Annotated in this window: 18 protein-coding genes and 1 pseudogene; 11 read left to right on the forward strand and 8 right to left on the reverse strand. The window is 72.1% G+C overall.

What is annotated here, in order from left to right; all coding sequences use genetic code 11:
• Positions 1 to 127 precede the first annotated feature (127 nt).
• Positions 128 to 616, forward strand: coding sequence for a carboxymuconolactone decarboxylase family protein (locus ACIA6C_RS13505; protein WP_366080561.1), 489 nt, complete (start codon positions 128 to 130; stop codon positions 614 to 616).
• Positions 617 to 640: 24 nt separating this feature from the next.
• Here the strand turns inward: ACIA6C_RS13505 and ACIA6C_RS13510 are convergent, their stop codons facing one another.
• On the reverse strand, positions 641 to 1,279 hold the full coding sequence (locus ACIA6C_RS13510; protein WP_399275344.1) for a hypothetical protein: 639 nt from the start codon (positions 1,277 to 1,279) through the stop codon (positions 641 to 643).
• Positions 1,280 to 1,580: 301 nt separating this feature from the next.
• On the opposite strand from ACIA6C_RS13510, the gene ACIA6C_RS13515 reads away from it, so the two are divergent.
• Positions 1,581 to 3,011, forward strand: a complete 1,431-nt coding sequence (locus tag ACIA6C_RS13515; RefSeq protein ID WP_399275346.1) for a carotenoid oxygenase family protein — start codon at positions 1,581 to 1,583, stop codon at positions 3,009 to 3,011.
• Positions 3,012 to 3,094: 83 nt separating this feature from the next.
• Here ACIA6C_RS13515 and ACIA6C_RS13520 read toward each other — a convergent pair whose 3' ends face one another.
• Together ACIA6C_RS13520 and ACIA6C_RS13525 are read right to left on the reverse strand one after the other, a co-directional pair.
• Entirely contained in the window at positions 3,095 to 3,478 is a 384-nt protein-coding gene (locus ACIA6C_RS13520) for a thiol-disulfide oxidoreductase DCC family protein (RefSeq protein WP_399275348.1), read from the reverse strand.
• A 115-nt stretch (positions 3,479 to 3,593) separates the two neighbouring features.
• Positions 3,594 to 4,271 carry a TetR/AcrR family transcriptional regulator gene (locus ACIA6C_RS13525; RefSeq protein ID WP_399275350.1) on the reverse strand — a complete coding sequence of 226 codons (678 nt, stop codon included), beginning with the start codon at positions 4,269 to 4,271 and terminating at the stop codon, positions 3,594 to 3,596.
• Between the two features lie 166 nt (positions 4,272 to 4,437).
• Between ACIA6C_RS13525 and ACIA6C_RS13530 the strand changes: the two genes are divergently transcribed.
• Positions 4,438 to 5,469, forward strand: a complete 1,032-nt coding sequence (locus ACIA6C_RS13530) for a medium chain dehydrogenase/reductase family protein (RefSeq protein ID WP_399275352.1) — start codon at positions 4,438 to 4,440, stop codon at positions 5,467 to 5,469.
• A gap of 120 nt (positions 5,470 to 5,589) precedes the next feature.
• Here ACIA6C_RS13530 and ACIA6C_RS13535 read toward each other — a convergent pair whose 3' ends face one another.
• From ACIA6C_RS13535 to ACIA6C_RS13550, 4 genes and pseudogenes are all read right to left on the reverse strand, one after another.
• A complete protein-coding gene (locus tag ACIA6C_RS13535) occupies positions 5,590 to 6,495 on the reverse strand; it encodes a hypothetical protein (protein WP_399275354.1) in 906 nt (301 codons plus the stop codon).
• Positions 6,496 to 6,525: 30 nt separating this feature from the next.
• A complete protein-coding gene (locus ACIA6C_RS13540; protein ID WP_399275356.1) occupies positions 6,526 to 7,395 on the reverse strand; it encodes a hypothetical protein in 870 nt (289 codons plus the stop codon).
• A 16-nt stretch (positions 7,396 to 7,411) separates the two neighbouring features.
• A complete protein-coding gene (locus ACIA6C_RS13545; protein ID WP_399275357.1) occupies positions 7,412 to 8,296 on the reverse strand; it encodes a hypothetical protein in 885 nt (294 codons plus the stop codon).
• A 100-nt stretch (positions 8,297 to 8,396) separates the two neighbouring features.
• A pseudogene (locus ACIA6C_RS13550) lies at positions 8,397 to 8,593 on the reverse strand (DUF5937 family protein); the annotation flags it as partial.
• A gap of 239 nt (positions 8,594 to 8,832) precedes the next feature.
• Between ACIA6C_RS13550 and ACIA6C_RS13555 the strand changes: the two are divergent.
• A complete protein-coding gene (locus tag ACIA6C_RS13555) occupies positions 8,833 to 9,225 on the forward strand; it encodes a YciI family protein (protein ID WP_366080555.1) in 393 nt (130 codons plus the stop codon).
• 131 nt (positions 9,226 to 9,356) lie between these two features.
• Here the strand turns inward: ACIA6C_RS13555 and ACIA6C_RS13560 are convergent, their stop codons facing one another.
• Positions 9,357 to 11,111: an FAD-dependent oxidoreductase gene (locus ACIA6C_RS13560; RefSeq protein WP_399275360.1), complete on the reverse strand. Its 1,755-nt coding sequence runs from the start codon at positions 11,109 to 11,111 to the stop codon at positions 9,357 to 9,359.
• Between the two features lie 193 nt (positions 11,112 to 11,304).
• On the opposite strand from ACIA6C_RS13560, the gene ACIA6C_RS13565 reads away from it, so the two are divergent.
• Genes ACIA6C_RS13565 through ACIA6C_RS13595 form a run of 7 tightly spaced genes read left to right on the forward strand, consistent with a single transcriptional unit; the run spans position 11,305 to position 16,597 of the window.
• The gene (locus ACIA6C_RS13565; RefSeq protein WP_366079433.1) at positions 11,305 to 12,468 is read left to right on the forward strand and encodes a SchA/CurD-like domain-containing protein; all 1,164 of its coding nucleotides are present in this window, start codon (positions 11,305 to 11,307) and stop codon (positions 12,466 to 12,468) included.
• Positions 12,469 to 12,528: 60 nt separating this feature from the next.
• A complete protein-coding gene (locus ACIA6C_RS13570) occupies positions 12,529 to 12,966 on the forward strand; it encodes a cupin domain-containing protein (protein WP_361138876.1) in 438 nt (145 codons plus the stop codon).
• On the forward strand, positions 12,963 to 14,219 hold the full coding sequence (locus ACIA6C_RS13575) for a beta-ketoacyl-[acyl-carrier-protein] synthase family protein (protein ID WP_366079434.1): 1,257 nt from the start codon (positions 12,963 to 12,965) through the stop codon (positions 14,217 to 14,219). Before ACIA6C_RS13570 ends, ACIA6C_RS13575 begins: the two co-directional genes overlap by 4 nt.
• 8 nt (positions 14,220 to 14,227) lie before the next feature.
• Positions 14,228 to 15,478 carry a ketosynthase chain-length factor gene (locus ACIA6C_RS13580; protein WP_399275363.1) on the forward strand — a complete coding sequence of 417 codons (1,251 nt, stop codon included), beginning with the start codon at positions 14,228 to 14,230 and terminating at the stop codon, positions 15,476 to 15,478.
• 33 nt (positions 15,479 to 15,511) lie between these two features.
• On the forward strand, positions 15,512 to 15,769 hold the full coding sequence (locus ACIA6C_RS13585) for an acyl carrier protein (protein ID WP_366079436.1): 258 nt from the start codon (positions 15,512 to 15,514) through the stop codon (positions 15,767 to 15,769).
• A 1-nt stretch (position 15,770) separates the two neighbouring features.
• Positions 15,771 to 16,247 carry an SRPBCC family protein gene (locus ACIA6C_RS13590; RefSeq protein WP_399275365.1) on the forward strand — a complete coding sequence of 159 codons (477 nt, stop codon included), beginning with the start codon at positions 15,771 to 15,773 and terminating at the stop codon, positions 16,245 to 16,247.
• Between the two features lie 17 nt (positions 16,248 to 16,264).
• Positions 16,265 to 16,597, forward strand: coding sequence for a TcmI family type II polyketide cyclase (locus ACIA6C_RS13595; RefSeq protein ID WP_399275367.1), 333 nt, complete (start codon positions 16,265 to 16,267; stop codon positions 16,595 to 16,597).
• Positions 16,598 to 16,720: the final 123 nt, after the last annotated feature.

Genomic DNA, 16,720 nt, shown 5'->3' on the forward strand with positions numbered 1-16,720 from the left:
GCCCGTTCACCGCAGAAACGTCCCTTCCGGGAACCCCGTCCGCCCTGCCTGTCACATCTCGGCCGGCCGGTCCGTCAGTGCTGTGAAGCCGCCGAACAGGCCGCTGCCCATGCGAAGGAGTGCAGCCATGACGAACACCTCGATCTCCCGGATGCCGAACCCCGGCGAGTTCGTACCGGAGCTGAGCGACATCAGCGCCGCCCTCTTCCGGGCCACGGGCAACCGCTCGGTGCCGCGGACCACGATCAGCCTCGTCCACCTGCGCGCCGGGCAGATCGTACGCAACACTTACCTGACCATCCTGAACACCGCCTTCCTGCGCAAGGCGGGGGAGTCGGAGCAGCGCATCACGGCCGTCTCCTCATGGCAGGACGCCCCCTGCTTCACCGACGCCGAACGTGCCGCCCTCGCCCTGGTGGAGGCCACCCTCCAGCCCGCGCCGCACGGCGAGGAGCGCGTCGGCGACGAGCTGTACGCCGAGGTGGCCAGGCACTACGACGAGAAGGCGCTCGCCACCCTGACCATCGCCATCGGGCAGATCAACTTCTTCATCGCCCTGGCCGTCATCGGCAAGCCCCAGCCCGTCACCTCCCTCGCCGACGAGCAGTGGGACTGACACGACCCGATCGGGCCCGGCTCCTCAAGCCGACCGGGCGCCCGCGCGCACGTGCTCCGGGTACCACGCGGTGAACTTCACAGCCAGCACCAACAGGACGGCGGGGACGACCCAGTTGAACCAGTCCCCGTGCCTCCCCGCCGTCACCGCGACCAGCCCCGCGACCGCGATGAGCACGAACGCGCCGCCCCACACGGCCGTCAGCACGCGGTTGGTCCGGCGGAACAGCGGCGAGCCCCAGTGCTCACGCGGAACGGACTCGCGCGCGTACTGTTCGGTGAAGGGAGTGAACGCCAAGGACCCCAGTGCCACGGCCGCGATCACCGCGCTCGACAGCGTCTGGGCGTACGTCTCCAGCCAGATGAGGTCGTGCCGGTCCAGCACCAGCGCCAGGACCGAGATGACGGCGAAGAACACGATCCCGGTGACCTCCAGGAGCTTGATGCTGCCCCGCCGCAGATCGGGCAGGTTCAGCACCAGCGACGCGGCCAGTGCGGTGAGCGCCGCCAGTTTCCACGTGCTGGGACCGGCGATCACGTCGAAGATGATCCACGGTGCGAATCCGAGGAAGACACCGCCGCGGCGGGGAGCCCCACCGTCGCTGCGGGCGTCGTCACTACGGGGGTCGTTGCTTCGGGGGTCGTCGCTACGAGGGTCAGCCATCGGGCCTCCATGACTTTCGTACGCAGGCCCGGGGCTCACCGGCGCACGCAGGTGCCAGGGCCTACGGGGCAGCGGCCCCCCTCGTTTCCATCCTGCGAGCGCACGCGCGCCGCCGCATCTCCGGTCCTGTGGGGAACGGGCTCAGGTCGTGCGGCGTATGGACCGCGCGGCGGCTGTTTGGCATCACGCCGCCGTACGCGCTTGACTGGAAGACGGCCTTGCCCGGTAGACGGCCCGGGCCGCCCGCAGCGCCGGCCGAGCGCCGACGCGACCACACCGGGGGAGTACACGGGGAGGTACCGTGAGCACCACGCGACCCCGCTTCGACCCCACCCGCGTACCTCACCTGCTCGGTTCGTTCGCGCCGGTGTCCGAGCAGGTCGACATCGCGGACCTGGAGGTGACGGGCGAGCTGCCGGCCGCTCTGGACGGCCTGTACCTGCGCAACGGCCCCAATCCCCGCTTCACGCCGATCGGCTCGTACCTGTACCCCATCGACGGCGACGGCATGCTGCACGGCGTCCGGCTCTCCGCGGGCCGCGCCCGCTACCGCAACCGTTTCGTGCGCACTCCCGCGATGGAGGCCGAGGAACGGGCCGGCCGCGCCCTGTGGGGCGGACTTGAATCCATGATCATGCCCGATGCCGGTGAGGTCGGACCCGAGCTCGCCGCCACCTTCAAGGACCTCCCCGACATCAACGTCGTCCGCCACGCCGGCCGCTTGCTGGCCCTCGCCGAGTCGGCCTGCCCCTTCCGCGTGGACGCCGCCCTGGAGACCGTCGGCCGCGAGGACTTCGGCGGAGCCCTGCCCGCGGGCATCACGGCCCACCCCAAGATCGACCCGGTCACGGGCGAGATGGTCGTCTTCTGCTACGGCCTGGAGCCGCCGTACCTGACCTGGTCGGTCATAGCCCCTGACGGGACGGTCAGCCGGGGCCCCACGCCGGTCGAGGGTGTGGACGAGCCGATGATGATCCACGACATGGCCCTCACCGCCCGCTACGCCGTGCTGGTCCTCGCCCCGGCCTTCTTCGACCTCGACGCGGCCATGGCGGGCGGCTCCTTCCTGGACTGGCGGCCCGAGCGCGGCACGCGCGTGGTGCTGCTCCCGCGGGACGGCGGGCCGCCGCGGTGGGCCGCCGACGAGGCCTTCTGGATGTGGCACACCGTCAACGCGTACGACGAGAACCAGGCCGAGGACGCCCCCGTTGTCCTCGACTACGTGCAATGGAGCCGGCTGACCGTCGGCGGGAGCGCCTCGGACGCGGCGCAGCCGCTGAGCGGCGGCCTGGCACGGGCCCGCATCGATCCGGCCTCGGGCAGCATGGCCCGCACGCTGCTGGACGACTCCCGGGTCGAGTTCCCGAGGGTCGACGACCGGCGCCTCGGCCGCCGCCACCGCCACGCCGCGCTCGCCACCGACACCGGACGGGCGGGCCTCCTGCCCGGGGAGTACGACGCCATCCGCTGGTACGACACCGAGACCGGCGCCGCCCGCGTGTGGACGGCCGGGAACCTCTCCGTCGGCGAGCCCGTCTACGCGCCCGAGCCGGGCCGGGAATCCGACGAGAGCGGCTACTGGCTGACCTTCGCCACCGACCGCACCGACCAGTCGAGTTGGTTCCTCGTCATCCCGGCACAGGACCCCTCCTCCGGTCCGGTCGCCCGCGTCCGCATCCCGGTCCGCGTGCCCCTCGGCCTGCACGGCTGCTGGCTCCCGACCGAGCCCTGACACCGGCCGGCCGGCGGCAGCCGGTTACGCGGCCGTGCCGCCGGACGGGAACGGGCGGATTCCGGTGTGATCTTCGGTGGTCGTCAGGCCGGCCGCTGTGGGGGCGCGGCGCAGGCCGGAGTGCCGCCCGGTAGCCGGCCACGGTTGTTCGCGACGAGCCGGTAGACGGCATGGGCGATCCAGCGCACGGGCGCCAGGGTGAGGAGCGCCCCCAGGACCGCCCACGCTCCGCCGGCGCGCAGCAGCAGCTTCGCCACCGCCTGGGCGCCGCCGTACACCTCGCCGCCGGGGGTCACCCACAGCGCCTCGTACTCGGCCCGCTCCCGCGGGACACCGAGGGAGTCCAGGTCTGCGAACTGCCACGCGGTGAACTCGCAGGCCGGGCGGAGCAAGCGCTGCGCCGCTCTGGCCGAGGTCGTGCAGAAGCCGCAGTCTCCGTCGTAGACGAGCACCGGACGCGTTCTCATGCCCCTATGGTGCCCCGTGGGCCGCCGGCATCCGATCCCGGCTCCAGCGGGACGAGCGGCGACGGCCGGCAGCGCAGCCGTCGAGTGGCCGGCGGGCGCCCGCGACACCGGGCGGTCAGCGGGCCGTCAGACTGCCCAGCTCGGACTCGAACAGCAGGTCGGGATCCAGTGCCATGCCGGTGAAGTGGCCCGCCAACTCCAGGGAGAGCACGCCGTGCAGGCGGCTCCAGAACGCCAGGGCCAGGCGGAGGTCCGGCGTCGGGGCGTCCGGGTGGTCCCCGGCCCATTCCCGGTGACCGGCCAGGTGGTCCTCGAAGGCGCGGGCCTGAGGGGCGGGGTCGGGCCGCGGGCCGGCCGCGGCGCAGGCGTCGAGCAGGGCGGACATCATCTCCGAGGCGATCGCGGTGATGTCCTGTGGCGCGTGGTAGCCGGGGACCGGGGTGCCGTAGACGAGGAAGTAGCGGTGCGGGTCTTCCAGGGCCCAGTGGCGCAGCGCCCGCGCCAGCGTGGCGAGATCGGGGCCACCACCCGCTCGCTCGCTACCGCTGGAGGCGTCGGCGAAGGCGTCGGCGAGCGAGCGGTACGCGTCCCGGATGAGTTCGGTGATCAGCTCGTCGCGGTTGGCGAAGTACCGGTACAGGGCCGGTCCGCTCATGCCCATCTGCTTGGCGATGGCGTTGAGGGAGAGCGCCGAGGCGCCGGAGCTGGCGATCTGCTGCCAGGCCTTCTCCTTGACCTCTTCGCGTACTTGCTCCCGGTACCGCTCGCGAGGGGTCTTCGCGCTTGCGGACATGCCCGTTGCCTCCCACTGCCCGACACCAGAATAGTTAGAGGCTATCACCAACGGCAAGCCCCCTTAATAAGCGGCTGCCTCTTCTCTTGACAGGTGCCCCGCAACCGCTCACTCTGGTTATATCTTCTAACGAACATGAGAAGCAGAAACACCACTGGAGGTCGTCATGAGCATCAGCGAGCGGATCGAGATCGTCCTGCCGGGCAAGGTGGAGCCGGAAGGGCTGGAGCTGCACCGGCGCCCGGTCCCGAGGCCGGCCGCGGGTCAGGTGCTGGTCGCGATGGAGGCGACGGGAGTGTCCTTCGCCGAACAGCAGATGCGCCGCGGCCGCTACTACGACCAGCCCCCGTTCCCCTTCGTCCCCGGATACGACCTCGTCGGAACCGTGCTGACCGCCGGCGCAGGCGTCGATCCCGGCCTGCTCGGCAAGCGCGTGGCCGCCCTGACGAAGACCGGCGGCTGGGCGAGCCACATCACGCTCGATGCCGCCGACGTGGTCGAAGTGCCCGACGGAGTCGGCGCGGTGGACGCGGAGACCGCCGTCGTCAACGGCATCACCGCCTGGCAGATGCTCCACCGCAAGGCCCGGGTCCGGGCGGGCCAGACCGTCCTGGTCCACGGCGCCAACGGCGGAGTCGGCTCGATCCTGGTCCAGTTGGCGCTCGCCGCCGGCGCCGCGGTCATCGGCACCGCCTCCACCCGCCACCACGACGCGCTGCGCGCCCTCGGGGTGACCCCCGTCGACTACCGCTCCGGCGACGTACCCGCCCGCGTACGGGCACTCGCGCCCGGCGGCGTGGACGCGGTGTTCGACCACGTCGGCGGCGAGGGCGTCGCCGACTCCTGGCGGCTCCTGGCCCCCGGCGGCACCCTGGTCTCGTACGGCAGCGCCGCCACCCGCGACGGCGAGGGCTCCGGCGCGTGGCCGGTGCTCGCGCTCCTGGGCCGCGTATGGATGTGGAACTGGCTGCCCAACGGCCGCCGGGCCTACTTCTTCAACGTGTGGGCCGGACGCGCCTACGCGAAGGACCGCTTCCGGGCGCGCCTGCGCTCCGACCTCACCCAGGTGTTCACGGCCCTGCAGCGCGGCGAGATCACCGCCAAGGTCGCCGCCGAGATCCCGCTGGCCCGCGCCGCCGAAGCGATGCGCCTGGCCGAGTCCGGCACGGTCGCCGGAAAGGTCGTCCTCGTCCCCTGACGCGGCCGCCCGCCGCCCCCCGCGCCACCACGCCGTACGGGAGCCGCGCGGTGGACGACGTACGCCGAAGGGCGGGGTGCGCGTCGCACCCCGCCCCTCGCCATCCGCCGCGCAGGCGGGTCAGACCTTGTTGTAGGTACCGCTGGCCCACAGCGCGCCGCCCTTGCCGGGGCCGCCGTCCGCCTTGTACACGACGAAGTTGCCGTCGTCCTGGAGCAGGGCGTAGGCCCCGGGGTTGCCGGCGGTGCCGGCGCGCCAGGCCACATTCTTCTCGTCGAACCAGTCCCGCAGGCTCATTTCGCCGTCGGCGCCCATGCGAAGTTCCATCGTGTAGTAATTCACGCCGTACGTGGCGCTGTTCCAGATGGCCTTGCCGTCGCTCTTGCGGTACATGACGAGGTTGTGGTCGCCCTGGAGGACGAGCCAGACGCTGCTGCTCTGGGCCCAGTCGCCGTCGAACCAGTAGCGGTACTCGTGCACCGTGTCGTTCGCGCACAGTTTCGTGGGCCGCTCGCGCCTCAGCGGCGTCCAGTGCAACCCCATCTGGCCTTCCTTGCGGCCTATGACCTTGAAGTTGCCGTTCGCCTCCAGCTTCGCCTGGGGCTTCATCTCGGTGTGGTCGCCGTAGGTCGCGGTGTTCCAGACGCCGCCGCCGGTCTGCGGGCTTCCGCCCTGGCGGTAGATGACGAAGTTGCCGTCGTCCTGCATGAGGGCGTACGCACCCGGGTTGCCGTAGGTGCCGCTGTTCCACAGCGGGAGCCTGAAGCCGCCGGGGTTGCCGAGGGCGTAGAGCACCAGGTTGCCGTCGGGCTGCATGACCAGTTCGGTCACCTGGGTCGGGTTGGTTATCTTCTCGCCCGAACCGAGCCGCTGGCCCGCGTTCAGGACCGTTTCGCGGACGTCGTAGGGAGGGTCGCACTCGGCCGGCCCGGAAGGGGTGGCGTGCGCCGAGGCCGGGAGCAGGGCGGTCAGGGCCGCGGCGGCGAGCAGGGACGTGAACGCACTGCGGAGCAGGCGGTGATGCATGGGCAGGATCCCCCGTTGCAGGTCAGATGATCAGATCTTGTTGTACGTGCCGCTGGCCCACAGGGCGCCGCCCTTGCCTGGGCCGCCGTCCTTCTTGTAGACGACGAAGTTGCCGTCGTCCTGGAGGAGGGCGTAGGCGCCGCTGCTGCCGGACGTCCCGGTGCGCCAGCGCACCGCGGGGTTCTGCCCGTTCTCGTGAAGGGTCAGGTCGCCGTTGTCGCCCATCTCCAGGGACAGCGCGTTCCGGTTGCCGTACGTGCCGCTGCCCCAGATGGCCTTGCCGTCGCTCTTGCGGTACATGACGAGGTTGTTGTCCCGCTGGAGGACCAGCCAGACGGTGGCGGACTCGGCCCAGAAGCCCCGGCCCCAGGACGGGTCGGTCGGACACAACCTGACGTGCCACCGGTTGGTGTAGGTGGACCAGAGCGAATCCTCGCCGCGGCCGCTCACACTGAATTCGCCGTCGTCCCTGATCCAGGCGGCGACGTAGTCGTTGGCCCGGTTCCCGTAGGTCGCGGTGTTCCAGATGCCGCCGCCCGTCTGAGGGCCGCCGTCCTTCTTGTAGATGACGAAGTTGCCGTCGTCCTGCATGAGGGCGTACGCGCCCGGGTTGCCGTACGTGCCGCTGTTCCACAGCGGAAGCCTGGTCCCGCCGTTGCCGATCGCGTACACGACGAGGTTCCCGTCGGGCTGCATGACCAGCTCGGGCTTGCCGGGTGTCGGGACGAGGCTCGCGCCGGATTCGAGGCGCTGGCCGGGCCGCAGGTCCGCGGTGCGGCCCCCGGCGCTGGTCATGCACTGGCTCGGGTCGGTGGCCGACGCCACCCCCGGGACCAGGACGGTCACCGCGGAGGCGGCGAGCAGGGATACGAGCGCTCCGCGGAGCAGTTGGTTTCTCATGGGTGTTCCCCGTGTGTCAGATCTTGTTGTAGGTGCCGGTGGCCCAGAGGCCGCCGCCCTTGCCGGGGCCGCCGTCCTTCTTGTAGACGACGAAGTTGCCGTCGTCCTGGAGGAGGGCGTACGCACCGTCGTTGTTCGCCGTGCCGGTCCGCCAGCGGACCGTGCTGCTGCCCTCCTCGACCAGGGTCAGGTCGCCCCGGTCCTTGGGGGCCATCTGCAGGGTCACCCGGTTGTTGCCCCCGTACGTTCCGCTGTACCAGATGGCCTTGCCGTCGCTCTTGCGGTACATGACGAGGTTGTTGTCCTGCTGGAGGACCAGCCAGACGGTGGCGGACTGGGCCCAGTTGCCCGTCCACCAGCCCTCCGCGGCCGTCGCGTACTCCGAGCAGAACCAGGCCTGGCGCTCCGAGCTCCGGGTGGACCAGTGCAGGTTGCTGCGCCCCTCGACGAGGAACTCGCCCCCGAGCAGAGAGGCCTTGACGGACCCGGTCCCGGCCCCATAGGTCGCGGTGTGCCAGATGCCGCCGCCGGTCTGGGGGCTTCCGCCCTGGCGGTAGATGACGAAGTTGCCGTCGTCCTGCATGGTGGCGTACGCGCCCGGGTTGCCGTAGGTGCCGCTGTTCCACAGGGGGAGTTCGTAGCCGCCCGGCTTGCCGAGGGCGTAGAGCACCAGGTTGCCGTCGGGCTGCATCACCAGCTCGGTCGTGCTGACCTTGTCGACCAGGCGGGTTCCCGGCTCCAGACGCTGGCCGGGGTAGATCGTTGCGAGGTCGCCGCTGAGCGGCCCGCGGCAGGCGGCCGGGGCGGCGGCGGCCGGCGCGGCGGTGGCCGGGACCAGGGCGGTCACGGCGGAGGCGGCGAGCACGGCTACCAGCGCTCTGTGGCGCGTGCGGGTACGCATGGTCGGATTCCCCCCAAGGAATGTGCGCCGTGTCGACCGGGCGCGGTCATGTGAGATCTCTTTCTACACCGCAGCGCAACGAAGTGATCAATCGAATACTTCCGGTGTCCTGGCCGGCAACCGTCTTGTCACGCAGCTTGTCCGCGATGATGCGGTCGCCGTCCGGTGCGAGGGTGACCGCGCCGGAGACCGATGCGGGGGCGGCCCCGGGCGCTTCAACAGGTCGCTCTTAAGAGGCGGGTCGGTGGCGAGCCGTACGGCGACGCCCGGCCAGGCGGCGTCGAAGAAGGCCCCGGCGCGCCGTCATCTGCACCGTCGGCGAGATCCTCTACGCCGACAGCGCCGCCGCCTCCGTCTCGCCGTCGGCCACCACTGCTCTCGCACCCCACGGCCGGGCGCCCTCTGGGGCGAGCCCGCGGCCGTGACGGAGCCCGGCCGGAAAAGGGGCTCGTGCGCCGATGAGTTCCGGGTCGTGCGGCGGTCTACCCCTTCGCACGCCAGAGAAGCCATGCAGCCGCCCCGGAAGGGTGAGGAACATGAAGTACATGATCCAGCTGAACGTACCGGCCGATCAGTGGGACGCCATCATGTCGTCGTACTCCAAGGACGAGATGCAGGCCATGTTCGCCCACATGAACGCCCTCAACGACGACATCACCTCCGCCGGGCAATGGGTGGAGGGGCGCGGCCTCGGCGGTCCCTCGCTGGTCAAGACGGTACGGGCCGCAAGCGACGGAAAGCCTCAGGTGACCGACGGGCCGGCCGAGGCGGGACGGATCCTGGCCGGGTACTGGGTCGTCGACGTCGACAGCGAGGAGCGGGCCCTGGAGATCGCCGCGAGGGCGTCGGCCTGCCCCGGACCGGGCGGGAAGCCCGGCAGCGACCCCGTCGAAGTGCACCGGATCCCCGAGGACCCGACGCAAGCCTGAGCGGAGCCGGGCCTGAGCCGGGCCGAGCCGGGCCGAGCCGGCGGCCTCGTCCCGGCCGGAGCGGGGACACGGGGCAGGTGACGTGGCGGGGGCCGGGCCCTCCTGGCCTCGGCCCTCGACCACGCGAGGGCTCAGCCCGTGCGCAGGACCTCCGCCAGGGCCCGGCGCAGCGCCGCCTCCGGGTCCGCCGCCGCACCCTCCGCCCGCCAGGCCACGAAGCCGTCGGGGCGCACCAGGACCGCGCCCTCCGCCGTGGTGCCGTGGACCTGTGCCCAGTCGGCGGGGCCGTCCCCGCCCGGCCCGCCCGCCGGCCTCCCCTGTCCGCCCGGGCCGCCCGGCCCGCCCGGCCTCCCCGGGCCGCCCGGCCTGCCCTGTCCGCCGGGTGCGCCCTCTCCGCCCGGACCGTCGTACACCAGGTCGGCCCCGGGACCCGCGCCGATCCGGTAGGCCTCCAGCCGTACTCCCTCGGCCTCCGCGATGCGACGCGCGGCCGCGTGCCAGCCCGCGGCGTCCCCCGCACCGCTGAGCAGCACCATCGAACGCTCGTAGAGGTCGAGCGTCGACAGGCGCCGCTCGCCACGCCGCAGCCACATGTGCGGGGCCCGGCTGCCCGGCTGCCCCGTCAGCCGCATCCCCTCGGGCACCACGTCCTGCTCCGGGTCGGCGCCGACGACGGCTCCCCGCGGATAGCGGTAGCCCAGCACCACGTTGAGGATGCCGCCCTGCCGGCCGCCGCCCACGCCCGGCGGCGGGGCGAAGCCGGGGTGGCTGTGCTCCACGGAGCGCGCCGAGGCGCGGGCGCTGGTCGCCAGCGCGACCGGCCGCCGCTCCGCGTCGTACGTCTCCAGCAGCCCGGGACCGGCCCAGCCACCCAGCACGGCGGCCAGCTTCCAGGCGAGGTTGTGGGCGTCCTGGATGCCGGTGTTCGAGCCGAACGCCCCGGTCGGGGACATCTCGTGCGCGGAGTCGCCGGCGAGGAACACCCGCCCGGCGCCGTAGCGGTCCGCGACCCGCTCCGCCGCGTGCCACGACGCGCTGCCGGTCACCTCCACGTCCAGGTCGGCGACACCGACGGCCCGGCGGATGTGCTCCTGGCACCGCTCGTGGGTGAATTCCTCCAGCGTCTCGCCGTCCTCCGGGTGCCAGGGCGCGTGGAAGACCCAGTTCTCCTTGTTGTCGACGGGCAGGAGCGCGCCGTCGGCGTCCGGGGAGGTCAGGTAGCACACGATGAACCGCCGGTCGCCCACCACGTCGGCGAGCCGGCGCGAGCGGAAGGTGATGCTGACGTTGTGGAAGAGGTCGCCGGGGCCGCTCTGCCCGATGCCCAGCCGCTCCCGGACCGGGCTGCGCGGGCCGTCCGCGGCGACGAGGTAATCGGCGCGGACGGTGTGGCGCCGCTCGGTGACCCGGTCCCGTACGACGGCGGTGACGCCCTCCGCGTCCTCCTCGAACGACACCAGCTCGTGCGAGTACCACAGCTCCCCGCCCTGCTCCCGGGCGCTGTCGAGCAGCACGGGCTCCAGGTCGTTCTGGCTGCACAGGCACCAGGACGTCGGACTGAACTTCGCCAGGCCGCCGCCCGGGTCGATGTTCTTGAACAGCCATTCGCCCGCGTCACCCACGAGCGTCGGGGTCTGCAGGATGCCGTGGTTGTCCGCCAGCAGCGACGCCGCGGTCTTGATGTCGGGCTCGATGCCGGCCACCCGGAAGAGCTCCATGGTCCGGACGTTGTTGCCGCGTCCGCGCGGGTGGATCGAGGTGCCCGCATGCCGCTCGACCAGGGTGTGCCGTACCCCGTGGCGACCCAGGAACAGGGAAGTGGACAGGCCCACCAGGGAGCCGCCGACGATGAGGACCGGAACCCGGTGCTCGACTTCGTGCTGCATCGATGCCTCCAGAGGCAGGCGTTCGGAGTGGGGCGCGGGAGTTCCGCGCTCTTGACAGCGGGTCCGCGGGCACGTCACCCGCGTGGTTCACGCGGGTCGCGCACTTCCCCGGACGGGCACAGGATCGAGACACGCTGACGTCGCGACACCGCGGCCGGCGTTCACCGCTGCCCTCGAAGGAGATGTGCGCAGGATGACCACCACGTCTGAACGTGTTTCAGAACCGCCGAAGCGACAGATGCCGAAACGTGTCTCCCAGTCCGTGTTCGACGGCTCCAGGCTCCGCGTCGTCCTGCTGGTGGATGTGTACGACGGCGCCCAACAGCAGTTCCTGGAGGCGTACGAACAACTCTGCACCCAGGTCTCCTCGGTTCCGGGGCACGTCAGCGACCAGCTGTGCCAGTCGATCGAAAATCCATCCCAATGGCTCATCACCAGCGAATGGGAGAGCGCCCCGCCCTTCCTCGCATGGGTGAACAGCGAAGAGCACGTGCGGATGGTGTCGCCGCTGCACGGCTGCGTCCGGGACACCAGGTCGCTGCGCTTCCACGTCGTACGGGAGACCGGCGGCCCCGCCGCCGACACCACCCTCACCCCGGACCGGCGCCGCCTGCAGAGCTCCCCCCGCATCGGCGACGGCGTGGTCCGCCACGCCCTCACCTTCACCGTCAAGCCGGGCAGCGAGGAAGCCGTCGCCAAGATCCTCGCGGGCTACGCCTCGCCCGAACCCCAGGTCGACGACACCACCCGGCTGTGCCGCACGTCCCTGTTCATGTACGGCAACCGGGTGGTGCGGGCCGTCGAGGTCAGGGGCGACCTGCTCGCGGCGCTGCGTCACGTCGCCCGCCAGCCCGAGGTGCGGGCCGTCGAGGAGGCCATCAACCCCTATCTGGAGCAGGACCGGGACCTCAACGACCCCGAGTCGGCCCGCGTCTTCTTCACCCGCGCGGCCCTGCCCGCCCTGCACCACGTCACCGCCGGGCACGAGCAGCCCGAGGCGGAGCGGCATGCCTTGTACTACGAGGCGCGCCCGGACTGCGGCATGCGGCTGGCCGAGCTGCTCGCCCAGCACGACGAGGCGGCGGCCGACGACCCGCGCAGCCCGGTGCTGCGCAGCACGATCTTCCAGCGCGACGAGGTCGTGGTGCGCCTGGTCGATGTGCGCGGCGACCTCGACGACGCCGACCCCGCGCTCTGCCTGGGCTTCGCCGACCCCGCCCGTGCGGCCGAGTTGACGACGCTCTTCGACGGCGCCGCCGGGGCGGACCCGACCGCTCTGCGGGGCGACGACTTCGCGCGCCTGCTGGAGCTCGCGCGCATGCGACTCATCACTGACCGCCGGTCGCCGGAGGCCTGACCGGAACAAGCGGGCGGCGGCCACAACCCGCCCGGCGCGGCACACATCGGAGGGAACATCGTGATCACATCCAAGCCCCGGATCGTCGCACTCGACGACGTCGAGCCCAACCGCCGGCGCGGCGGCGACCTGCGCGCCCTGCTCACCCCCGCAACCGTCGGCTCGACCAGCGGTTTCATGGGCGTGGCCATGGTGCAGCCGGGCGACCGCATCGCCGAGCACTACCACCCGTACTCCGAGGAGTTCGTGTACGTCGTCTGCGGGCGGCTCGAGGTGGACCTGGACGGCGAGCCGCACCCCCTGCGGCCCGAGCAGGGGCTCTTGATCCCCGCCCACGTGCGCCACCGGTTCCGCAACGTCGGCGACACCGAGGCCCGCATCGTGTTCCACCTGGGACCGCTGGCCCCGACCCCGCCCCTCGGCCACGTCGACACCGAAGGCACGGACGCCGTCGCGGACGGCACCCCGCCGGCCGACCTCTCCCAGGTCCGTTCATGACCCGGCGGGTGGCCGTCACGGGCCTCGGCATAGTCGCGCCCGGCGGAATCGGCGTACCGGCGTTCTGGGACCTCCTGGCCGCCGGGCGTACCGCGACGCGGGGCATCACCTTCTTCGACCCGTCAGGTCTGCGGTCGCGGATCGCTGCCGAGTGTGACTTCGACCCGGCGGCCCACGGACTGGACCCGGAGCAGGTGGCCCGCGGCGACCGGTACATCCAGTTCGCGCTGGCCGCCGGCGACGAAGCGGTCCGCGACGCCGGCCTCGTCCTCGCCGCGGAGGACCCCTGGCGGGTCGGGGTCTCCCTCGGCACCGCGGTCGGCGGCACCACCCGCCTCGAACACGACTACGTACTGGTCAGCCAGGGCGGCCGGCGCTGGGACGTCGACCCCGGCGAGGCGCAGCCGCACCTGCACCGGGCGTTCTCGCCCAGCACGCTCGCCTCCACGGTCGCGGAGCGCTTCGGGGCGCGCGGCCCGGTGCAGACCGTCTCCACGGGCTGCACCTCCGGGCTCGACGCCGTCGGGTACGCGTTCCACACGGTCCAGGAGGGCCGGGCGGACATCTGCATAGCCGGCGCGTCCGACTCCCCGATCTCCCCCATCACCATGGCCTGCTTCGACGCCATCAAGGCCACGTCGCCCAACAACGACGACCCGGCCCACGCGTCCCGGCCCTTCGACAACGACCGCGACGGGTTCGTGATGGGCGAGGGCGGGGCGGTCCTGGTGCTGGAGGAGCTGGAACACGCCCGGGCCCGCGGCGCCCATGTGTACTGCGAGGTCGGCGGGTACGCCACCTTCGGCAACGCGTACCACATGACCGGGCTGACCGGTGAAGGCCTGGAGATGGCCCGCGCCATCGAAAGTGCCCTCGACCACGCCCGCATGGACCGTTCGGCCATCGACTACGTCAACGCCCACGGCTCCGGCACCCGGCAGAACGACCGCCACGAGACCGCGGCCGTCAAACGGGCCCTGGGCCACCACGCCTACGCCACGCCCATGAGCTCCATCAAGTCCATGGTCGGGCACTCCCTCGGCGCGATCGGGGCGATCGAGCTGGTGGCCTGCGTCCTGGCCATGCGCCACCAGGTCGTACCGCCGACCGCGAACTACGAGACGCCGGACCCCGAGTGCGACCTGGACTACGTCCCCCGCGTCGCCCGCGAACGGAAGCTGGACGGCGTGCTGTCCGTGGGCAGCGGGTTCGGCGGCTTCCAGTCCGCGGTGGTCCTGAACCGGAAGGGTTAGAGGACACGATGAGCGAACCGACCCCACGGCGTGCAGCCGTCACCGGAATCGGCGTGATCGCGCCCAACGGACTGAGCACGGACGCGTTCTGGAAAGCCACCCGCGAAGGCATCAACGTCCTCGGCCGCATCACCCGTGAGGGCTGCGACCACCTGCCGCTGCGGGTGGCCGGCGAGGTGCGCGCCTTCGAACCGGCCACGGCGGTCGAGGAGCGCTTCCTCGTCCAGACCGACCGGTTCACGCACTTCGCCATGGCGGCGGCCGACTCCGCGCTGGAGGACGCCCAGCTCGGGCAGAGCGCCACCGGTGAGGCGCCCTTCTCCGTGGGCGTGGTCACCGCCGCCGGTTCCGGCGGCGGCGAGTTCGGCCAGCGCGAGCTGCAGCAGCTGTGGGGCAAGGGCAGCAGGTTCGTCGGCCCGTACCAGTCCATCGCCTGGTTCTACGCGGCCAGCACCGGCCAGATCTCCATCCGCCGGGGCTTCAAGGGCCCCTGCTCGGTCGTGGCCGCCGACGAGGCCGGTGGGCTGGACGCCCTCGCACACGCCGCGCGGGCCGTGCGGCGCGGCACCGACGTGATCGTGGCAGGCTCGACCGAGGCGCCCCTCGCCCCCTACTCGATGGTGTGCCAGCTCGGCTACCCGGAGCTGAGCACCGAAGGGGACCCCGACCGGGCCTACCGCCCCTTCACCTCCGCGGCCTGCGGCTTCGTACCCGCCGAAGGCGGCGCGATGCTCGTGGTGGAGGAGGAGGACGCCGCGCGCGAACGCGGGGCCGCGGTACGCGCCGTCCTCGCGGGGCACGCCGCGACCTTCACCGGCGCCTCCTGCTGGGAGGCGTCCCGCGAAGGGCTCGCCCGGGCCATCGAGGGGGCCCTCGCGGAAGCCGGCTGCGCTCCCGAGGAGGTCGACGTGGTCTTCGCCGACGCCCTCGGTGTCCCCGAGGCCGACCGGGCCGAGGCGCTCGCGATCGCCGACGCACTGGGACGGCACGGCAAGCGCGTCCCGGTGACGGCACCCAAGACCGGCATCGGCCGCGGCTACTGCGCGGCGCCCGTGCTGGACGCCGCCGCCGCGGTGCTGGCCATGGAGTACGGCGTCATCCCGCCCACTCCCAACATCTTCGACATCTGCCATGACCTCGACCTGGTGACCACCCGCGCCCGCGCCGCCGAGCTGCGCACCGCGCTGGTCCTGAGCCGGGGACTCATGGGGTCGAACTCGGCGCTCGTGATCCGTCGCGGCGCCACGGGTGCCCCGTAGCGGGGCACCCCGGAACACAAGGAGAGGAATCCCATGAGTGACCGCATCACCGTGGCAGAACTGGCCGAACTCATGAAGAAGGCCGCCGGCGTCACGGTCGACCCCGCCGAGCTCGAAAAGCGCAGTGACTCCGGCTTCGACACCTTCGGCCTCGACTCGCTGGGGCTGCTCGGCATCGTCGGTGAACTGGAGAACCGGCACGGTGCGCCGATGCCCACCGACGCCGAGCGCTGCAAGACGCCCCGCCAGTTCCTCGACCTGGTCAACAGCTCTCTCGTGGCAGGAGCGTGACGTGGCGGGCCACACGCAGAACGAGATCACCATCGCCGCGCCGGTCGACCTGGTCTGGGACATGACCAACGACGTGGCGAACTGGCCGCAGCTGTTCAGCGAGTACGCGTCCGCCGACATCCTCTCCGTCGAGGGGAACAAGACGACGTTCCGGCTGACCATGCACCCGGACGAGAACGGCACCGTGTGGAGCTGGGTGTCCGAGCGCGAGACCGACCGCGACCGGCTCAGCGTCGCCGCCCGCCGCGTCGAGACCGGACCCTTCGCCCACATGAACATCCGGTGGCAGTACCAGGAGGTGCCGGAGGGCACCCGGATGGTGTGGACGCAGGACTTCGCCATGAAGCCGGAGGCGCCCGTGGACGACGACTGGATGACGGACAACATCAACCGGAACTCCAAGGTCCAGATGGCCCTGATCCGCGACCGCATCGAGCAGGCCGCCGCCGAGCGCCGGCCGGCCCGGGTGCTCGACTGAGCCGGACGGAGAACCCGATGCACCAGTCCCTGATCGTCGCCCGTATGGCACCCGGGTCGGCCTCCGGCATCGCCGAGGTCTTCGAGTCCTCCGACCGCGGGGAGCTGCCCCACCTCGTCGGAGTCGCCCGGCGCAGCCTCTTCCAGTTCGGTGACGTGTACCTGCACCTCATCGAGTCCGAGAAGGACCCCGGCCCCGCCATCGCCAAGATGACGGGGCACCCGGAGTTCGTCGACGTCAGCCGGCGGCTGTCCGCGTTCGTCAGCGCGTACGACCCCGACACCTGGCGCTCGCCGAAGGACGCCATGGCGCACTGCTTCTACCGCTGGGAGCGCGACTCCCGTACGTGAAGCACGTGAAGCACGCCACTATGCCGCCGGGGGGGGGGGGGGGGGCGCCCCCGGGCGGCGGGGGGGGCGGGGGGGGGGGGGGGCGGGCGCGCCCCCCCCCCCCCCCCCCGCCCGGCCCGGGGT

Origin of the sequence: Streptomyces sp. NPDC051578 (assembly GCF_044454045.1) — a bacterium.
Lineage (GTDB): Bacteria > Actinomycetota > Actinomycetes > Streptomycetales > Streptomycetaceae > Streptomyces.